Here is a 6,890-nt window from a genome sequence, read left to right as displayed (position 1 = left end):
CCCGTGCCGCCGGCCGCGCCCGTACCGCCGGGCGCGCCCGTGCCGCCGGGCGCGCTTGTGCCGCCGGTCCCGTCAGTGCCGCTGGTGCCGGGCGTCCCGCTCGTGTCGTGCTCAGCCCGCACTGCCGGTCCGCTCCGCCGCCTCGACCACGTTCACCAGCAGCTGCGCGCGGGTCATCGGACCGACACCGCCCGGGTTCGGGGAGATCCAGCCCGCCACCTCGGCGACGCCCGGGTGGACGTCCCCGACAATCTTGCCGTTCTCGTCGCGGCTGACGCCGACGTCGAGGACGGCCGCGCCCGGCTTGACGTCCCCCGGCTTCACCAGGTGCGGGACGCCCGCCGCCGCGACGACGATGTCCGCCTGGCGCAGCAGCCCGGCGAGGTCGCGCGTACCGGTGTGGCACAGGGTCACGGTGGCGTTCTCGGACTTGCGGGTGAGCAGCAGCCCGATCGAGCGCCCCACGGTGATGCCGCGCCCGAGGACGACCACGTGCGCGCCGTTGATCTCGACCCCGTGGTGACGCAGCAGCTCGACGATCCCGTACGGGGTGCAGGGCAGCGGGCCCTCGACGCCCAGCACCAGCCGGCCCAGCGAGGTCGGGTGCAGGCCGTCGGCGTCCTTGGCCGGGTCCATCAGTTCCAGGACGCGGTTGGTGTCGATGCCCTTGGGGAGCGGCAGTTGCACGATGTACCCGGTGCACTCCGGGTTGTCGTTCAGCTCGCGCACGACCGCCTCGATCTCCTCCTGGGAGGCCGTGGCGGGCAGTTCGCGGCGGATGGACGTGATGCCGACCTCGGCGCAGTCCTTGTGCTTGCCGTTGACGTACCAGCGGCTGCCCGGGTCGTCGCCGACGAGGAGGGTGCCGAGGCCCGGGGTGATGCCCCGCTCCTTCAGCGCCGCCACGCGGGAGGTCAGTTCGGATTTGATCGCGGCCGCGGTGGCCTTTCCATCGAGAATCTGGGCGCTCATGGGGGCATCCTTCCGGATGGGGCGGCCCCGCTTCCAGTCGGGCGGGGGCCGGAACGTGCTCTTGATTGCACTTGCACAACAAGTCTGGCCCGGCTCTGCAACCAACTGGACAAGCCCGGTGCGGGCCCACCACGATGACGGGCAGCAAGACGAACGCAATGAGTGCCGCGGGCAGTGCCGGGGGGCGTACCGCAGAAGCAAGTGTCCTCCAGCGTGCCGTGCGTCCCCGCACTTCACGGAGGAAACACCCAGATGAGCTTCGGCGACCCGAACAACCCTTACGGGCAGCAGCAGCCGCCGCAGGGACAGCCCGGCTACGGCTACCCGCAGCAGGCCCCGCAGGGCGTCCCGCCGCAGGCCGGCTACGGCTACCCGCAGCAGGGCCAGCAGCCGTACGGCGTCCCGCCGCAGGCTCCCGGCACGCTGCAGGCCAACAACGGCTACATCAACGTCGCGGGCCTCGGCACCGTCCAGGTCGCCACGATGGGCCGCCGCTTCGGCGCCCGTCTGATCGACGGTCTGGCCATCGGCATCCTGTACGCGGTCTTCAGCGCGATCGGCCTCGCCGGCGTGTTCGGCGCGTCGAAGTCCATCGACGACTGCTCCGGCATCGACCCGCTGTCGCCGCAGTACCAGACCTGCGTCAACGACGCGGCCGCCCAGGCCGGCGGCATCGTCGCCGCGTTCTTCGGCGCCATCTTCGTGTTCTTCCTCATCACGCTGCTCTACGAATGGCTGATGATCGCCTTCGTCGGCGCGACCCTCGGCAAGATGGCGCTCGGCCTGAAGGTCGTCAAGGAGAACACCGGTCAGGCCCCCGGCATCGGCGGCGGCTTCATCCGCTGGATCATCCCCATGGTCGGCTCCGTCCTGTGCGGCATCGGCCAGCTCCTGGTCTACCTCTCCCCGTTCTTCGACAACTCGGGCAAGCTCCAGGGCTGGCACGACCGCGCCGCCGGCACCATCGTCGTCAAGGTGAAGTAACCGCTCCGCGCACCCACCGCTCGCACGCGGCGAAGGCCGCCACCCGCACCAGCGGGTGGCGGCCTTCGCCGTATCCGGAGCCGGCTGCGCGGCTCAGTGGAAGAAGTGGCGCGTACCGGTGAAGTACATGGTCACGCCGGCCTTCTGCGCGGCCTCGACGACCTGCTCGTCACGGACCGAACCGCCCGGCTGGACGACGGCCTTGACACCGGCGGCGGTCAGGATCTCCAGCCCGTCCGGGAAGGGGAAGAAGGCGTCCGAGGCCGCGTACGAGCCCTGCGCGCGCTCGGCGCCCGCCCGCTCGACGGCCAGCTTCGCCGAGTCGACGCGGTTGACCTGGCCCATGCCGACGCCGACCGAGGCGCCGTCCTTGGCCAGCAGGATCGCGTTGGACTTCACGGCGCGGCAGGCCCGCCAGGCGAAGGCGAGCTCGGCGAGCTCCTCGGCGGACAGCGCGTCGCCGGTGGCCAGGGTCCAGTTCGCCGGGTCGTCGCCCTCGGCCTGGAGCCGGTCGGTGACCTCGAGCAGGGCACCGCCGTCGATCGGCTTGACCTCGGCCGGGTTGGACGGAGCGCCCTCGGCCCGCAGCACGCGGATGTTCTTCTTCCGGGCCAGCACCTCGACGGCACCGTCCTCGTACGCCGGAGCCACGATGACCTCGGTGAAGATCTCGGCGACCTGCTCGGCCAGCTCCACCGTCACCGGGCGGTTGACGGCGATGACGCCGCCGAACGCGGAGAGCGGGTCACAGGCGTGCGCCTTACGGTGCGCCTCGGCGACGTCGGCACCGGTCGCGATGCCGCACGGGTTGGCGTGCTTGATGATCGCGACGCAGGGGTCGGCGTGGTCGTACGCGGCCCGGCGCGCGGCGTCGGTGTCCGTGTAGTTGTTGTACGACATCTCCTTGCCGTGCAGCTGCTCCGCCTCGGCCAGGCCGCCGGTGCCGTCGACGTAGAGCGCGGCGGCCTGGTGCGGGTTCTCGCCGTAACGCAGCGTCGACTTGCGCTCCCACGCGCCGGCGAGGAACTCGGGCAGGGCGCCCTCCTCGGCCTCCGGTGCGTACACGTTCGTGAACCAGGAGGCCACGGCGACGTCGTAGGCGGCGGTGTGCTGGAAGGCCTCGGCCGCGAGCCGCTTGCGGGCGGTGAGGTCGAAGCCGCCGCCCTGGGCCGCGGCGAGGACGTCGGCGTAGCGGGCCGGGCTGGTGACCACGGCGACCGACGGGTGGTTCTTGGCGGCGGCGCGGACCATCGACGGGCCGCCGATGTCGATCTGCTCGACGCACTCGTCGGGCGTGGCGCCGGAGGCGACGGTCTCCTTGAAGGGGTACAGGTTGACGATCACCAGGTCGAAGGGCTCGACGCCCAGCTCGGCGAGCTGGCTCCGGTGGTCCTCCAGGCGCAGGTCGGCGAGGATGCCGGCGTGCACGCGCGGGTGGAGGGTCTTGACCCGGCCGTCGAGGCACTCGGGGAAGCCGGTCAGCTCCTCGACCTTGGTGACGGGCACGCCGGCCGCGGCGATCTTCGACGCGGTGGAGCCGGTCGAGACGAGCGCGACGCCCGCCTCGTGCAGGCCGCGGGCCAGGTCTTCCAGTCCCGTCTTGTCGTAGACACTGACGAGCGCACGGCGGATCGGCCGCTGGGTGGTAGCCGTCGTCGTTTCGTTGGCGGTCACTGGATTGTTACCTTTCGTCCCTCAATGCGGTAGCCGTGCCGGGCCAGGCGCCCCACGACGTCGACGAGCAGCTTGCGCTCGACTTCCTTGATGCGCTCATGGAGCGCGGCTTCGTCCTCCCCGTCCCCGATCTCCACGACACCCTGGGCGATGATCGGACCGGTGTCGACGCCGCTGTCCACGAAGTGGACCGTGCAGCCGGTGACCTTGGCCCCGTACGCGAGGGCGTCCCGCACCCCGTGCGCGCCGGGGAATGCGGGGAGGAGGGCGGGGTGGGTGTTGATGAACCGGCCGCCGAAGCGGTCGATGAAGCTCTTGCCGACGATCTTCATGAATCCCGCGGAGACCACGAGGTCCGGCGCGTACGCGTCGGTGGCCTCGGTGAGGGCGGCGTCCCACTCCTCACGGCTCCCGTAGGCCTTGACCGGGCACACGAAGGTCGGGATCCCGGCCTTCTCGGCCCGTTCCAGACCGGCGATGTTCTCGCGGTCGGCCCCGACGGCGACGACCTCGGCACCGAAACCCTCGGCTCCGCCGGGGTGGGCGTCGATGGCGTCGAGCAGGGCCTGGAGGTTGGTGCCGGAGCCGGAAACCAGCACGACCAGGCGGGAGGCGGCCATGGGAGGCCCTTTCTCACAGGATTTGCGACGTTGGTCTTGTGTGGTCATACGAAACTTCGGGGTACCGATATACGGGGAACCATACGAAGCCACCGACCGCCTGCAACGATACCGGCACACGGGACCGCCCCCGAGGGACGGGGGGACGGGCGGGCGGTAGCGTCTGGCGTACAAGCCGCACAACCCGGCGCACACCGGGTCCACGACGTCCACGACACCGTCCACGACACAGGGGAAGTAAGCCACTCGATGCCGGACCGCCGTCAGCCCGACCCCTCCACCGACGACAACCCCTTCGCGGCGCCCCCGGAGGGCCGGCCCGACCAGCCCTGGCAGCCCCGGCAGCAGCCGCAGCGCCCGCGCGACGGCGGCGGCCCGTCGGGCCCGTCCGGCCCGAACCCGGGCCAGGAACCCGGGGGGCCGGCCCGCTGGGACCCGATGGACCCGGTCCAGCGGCGCGCGCGGTACGCGATGCTCGCGGGCATGTGGGGGTTCTTCTTCGGGATCTTCGGGATCCCGTCGGTGGGGCTGCTGCTGGGGGCCCTGGCCATGTACTGGGGCATCAGCGCGCTGCGCGGCCGCGCGGCGACCCCGGCCGACCCGGAGAAGGGCACCCCGGCCCGGCCCGGCGGCCTCTCCGCCCTCGGCCCGGCGGCCCGGCCGCAGCGGGCGGCCGCGATCAGCGGCATGGTCTCGGCGACGCTGGCCCTGCTCCTGGCGGGCACCTCGTACGGGCTGCAGCTGGCGTACAAGGACTTCTACGTCTGCCGCGACGACGCCCTGACCCAGACGGCGGAACTCCAGTGCAACACGCTCCTCCCGGACAACGTGATCGGCAACGTCCTGAAGGTCCAGCGCTGACCGCTCCTTACAGCCCCGCCGGCGTTTGAGGCGCGGGGTCCGGGGCGGAGCCCTGGGGAACGGAGGAAGGGCGGGGCGGGGAGACGGCTCCGCGCAGCGGGCCCCCGGCCCCGTCAGGCTTCCGGCCGCCGCCGCGCGAGCACCCGCGCCCCCACCACCCCCGGCACCAACGGCGCCGCCTCCACCCCACCCTGATCCCCCGCCACATCCGCCGCCGGCGCACCCTCCCCGGCCGGGCCCTCCCCAGGCGGGGTCTCCGCAGGCGCCTCGGCGACCGGAACGGGGTCCGGCTCCGGAACCGGGGGATCCATGGCGGCGGGCGCGACGATCGGCAACGCCGCCTCCCGCAACACCGCCCACCTGAGCTCCCGCACCCCCGAGTCATGCCAGGTGTCCCCGCCACCCGCACCCCCGGCTGAGCCGGCCGGCCGGTTCCGCAGCCCGTGCACCGCCACCGCCACCGGCACCGCCAGCACCACCACCCACCCCGCCGCAGCCGCGCCCACCGCCCACCACACCGGCCCGAACGCCGCCAGCGCCCGCGTCCCCAGCGCCCCCGCCGACGCCGCCGCCAGCCCGGCCATCGCCAGCCCGCACACCACCGCCCCCAGCGCCGCCGTCAGCGCGGTCTCCCCGTACGAGACCTCACGCGCCCGCCGCACCGCGAACCACCCCACCACCAGCCCCGCCGCCACCGGCACCCCGGCCGCCGCCCAGGTCAGCGGCGTCCCCGCCCCCTCCGGCGGCAGCGCCGCCAGCAGCGGGAACCTCGGCAGGGCCGCCGCCCCCTCGAAGCCGAGCGGCGTCGCCGTGGCCCCCGTCCCCACCGCGAACCCGGGCCCCAGCCCGTACGCGGCACCCCACACCACCGCGTTCGGCACCAGCGTCACCGCCAGCAGCAGCACCGCGAACCGTCCCGACCACACGCCGGTCAGCGTCAGGAACGAGGACTGCACCTCCCCCGCGTGCCACACCAGCGAGGCCCCGACCAGCACCGCGCCGCCGCACAGCAGGACAAGCGCCCCCGCCGCCCCCGAGCGCAGCGCCAGCGCGTACCGGGGCCGGGCCACCGCCCTGCGTACGCTCCCCGGGATCCAGCCCGGCAGCGGCCCCGCCGGACGCCCCTTCGCCGTCCACACCCCGCCCGCCGCGGCGAACACCGCCACCAGCGGCAGGTGCCAGGCGGCGCTGATCGGGTCCGCCGGCATCGGCCCGCCGGCCGCGTACAGGGTGGCGAGCGCGCCCACGGCCAGGTAGCCGCAGAGCACGGCGGAGAACACCGCGCTCGCCGGCAGCACCTCCTCCGCCTCCGCGTCCGTCGCCGCGCCGACCCCGGACGCGCTGCCCAGCCGGGCGGCCCGCCGCATCAGCAGCACCGGCAGGGCCACCAGCAGCAGCGGGGTCACACCGACGGGCGCGGGCACCCCGGAGAGGGTGTCGTAGCGGACGAGTTCGGTCCCGTGGGCCATCAGCCACAGCCCGGCGGCGAGGTGCAGCGCCCCGCCGGGACCGCTGTCGGGGTACGGGGAGCTGATCCACAGCACGATCACGAGCACGGCCAGGAAGCCGAGCCCCAGTCCGGCGGCCACGGCGCCGCCCAGCACGCAGGCGGCGGCCGCCGGTGAACGGCGCGGCGCCCGGGCTTGCGGGGCCGCCGGCAACGGGGCCCCGCGTTCGATCACTTGGGTCACACCGTCATGGTGCCAACGACACGCGCTATGGGTGGGTAACAGGCGTTTGCCCGTTGTGTCGCCCAATATACGTTTATGTACTTTATCG

The 6,890-nt window shown here is 73.4% G+C and carries 6 protein-coding genes; 2 read left to right on the top strand and 4 right to left on the bottom strand.

The window, feature by feature from the left end:
• Positions 1-111: 111 nt before the first annotated feature.
• Positions 112-972 (bottom strand): bifunctional methylenetetrahydrofolate dehydrogenase/methenyltetrahydrofolate cyclohydrolase, encoded by an 861-nt coding sequence (locus tag ABT403_RS07665; protein WP_344163746.1) that lies wholly within the window; start codon positions 970-972, stop codon positions 112-114.
• A 252-nt stretch (positions 973-1,224) separates the two neighbouring features.
• Here ABT403_RS07665 and ABT403_RS07660 point away from each other — a divergent pair, with 252 nt between their 5' ends.
• Entirely contained in the window at positions 1,225-1,956 is a 732-nt protein-coding gene (locus ABT403_RS07660) for an RDD family protein (RefSeq protein WP_344163743.1), read from the top strand.
• 93 nt (positions 1,957-2,049) lie between these two features.
• Here ABT403_RS07660 and purH read toward each other — a convergent pair whose 3' ends face one another.
• The gene (purH, locus tag ABT403_RS07655) at positions 2,050-3,630 is read right to left on the bottom strand and encodes a bifunctional phosphoribosylaminoimidazolecarboxamide formyltransferase/IMP cyclohydrolase (RefSeq protein WP_344163740.1); all 1,581 of its coding nucleotides are present in this window, start codon (positions 3,628-3,630) and stop codon (positions 2,050-2,052) included.
• Positions 3,627-4,250 (bottom strand): phosphoribosylglycinamide formyltransferase, encoded by a 624-nt coding sequence (gene purN / locus ABT403_RS07650; RefSeq protein ID WP_344163737.1) that lies wholly within the window; start codon positions 4,248-4,250, stop codon positions 3,627-3,629. The genes purH and purN overlap by 4 nt, the downstream gene beginning before the upstream one ends.
• A gap of 249 nt (positions 4,251-4,499) precedes the next feature.
• Between purN and ABT403_RS07645 the strand changes: the two genes are divergently transcribed.
• Complete coding sequence (locus ABT403_RS07645) at positions 4,500-5,111, top strand: hypothetical protein (protein ID WP_344163734.1); 612 nt, start codon at positions 4,500-4,502, stop codon at positions 5,109-5,111.
• Between the two features lie 113 nt (positions 5,112-5,224).
• Here ABT403_RS07645 and ABT403_RS07640 read toward each other — a convergent pair whose 3' ends face one another.
• The gene (locus ABT403_RS07640; RefSeq protein ID WP_344163731.1) at positions 5,225-6,802 is read right to left on the bottom strand and encodes a cell division protein PerM; all 1,578 of its coding nucleotides are present in this window, start codon (positions 6,800-6,802) and stop codon (positions 5,225-5,227) included.
• Between the last annotated feature and the right edge of the window lie 88 nt (positions 6,803-6,890).

The organism is Streptomyces sp. NPDC000075, from assembly GCF_040301925.1.
Lineage (GTDB): Bacteria > Actinomycetota > Actinomycetes > Streptomycetales > Streptomycetaceae > Streptomyces > Streptomyces polychromogenes.
The sequence above is the reverse complement of the archived record's forward strand: the minus strand, read 5'-3'. Positions and strand labels throughout refer to the sequence as shown.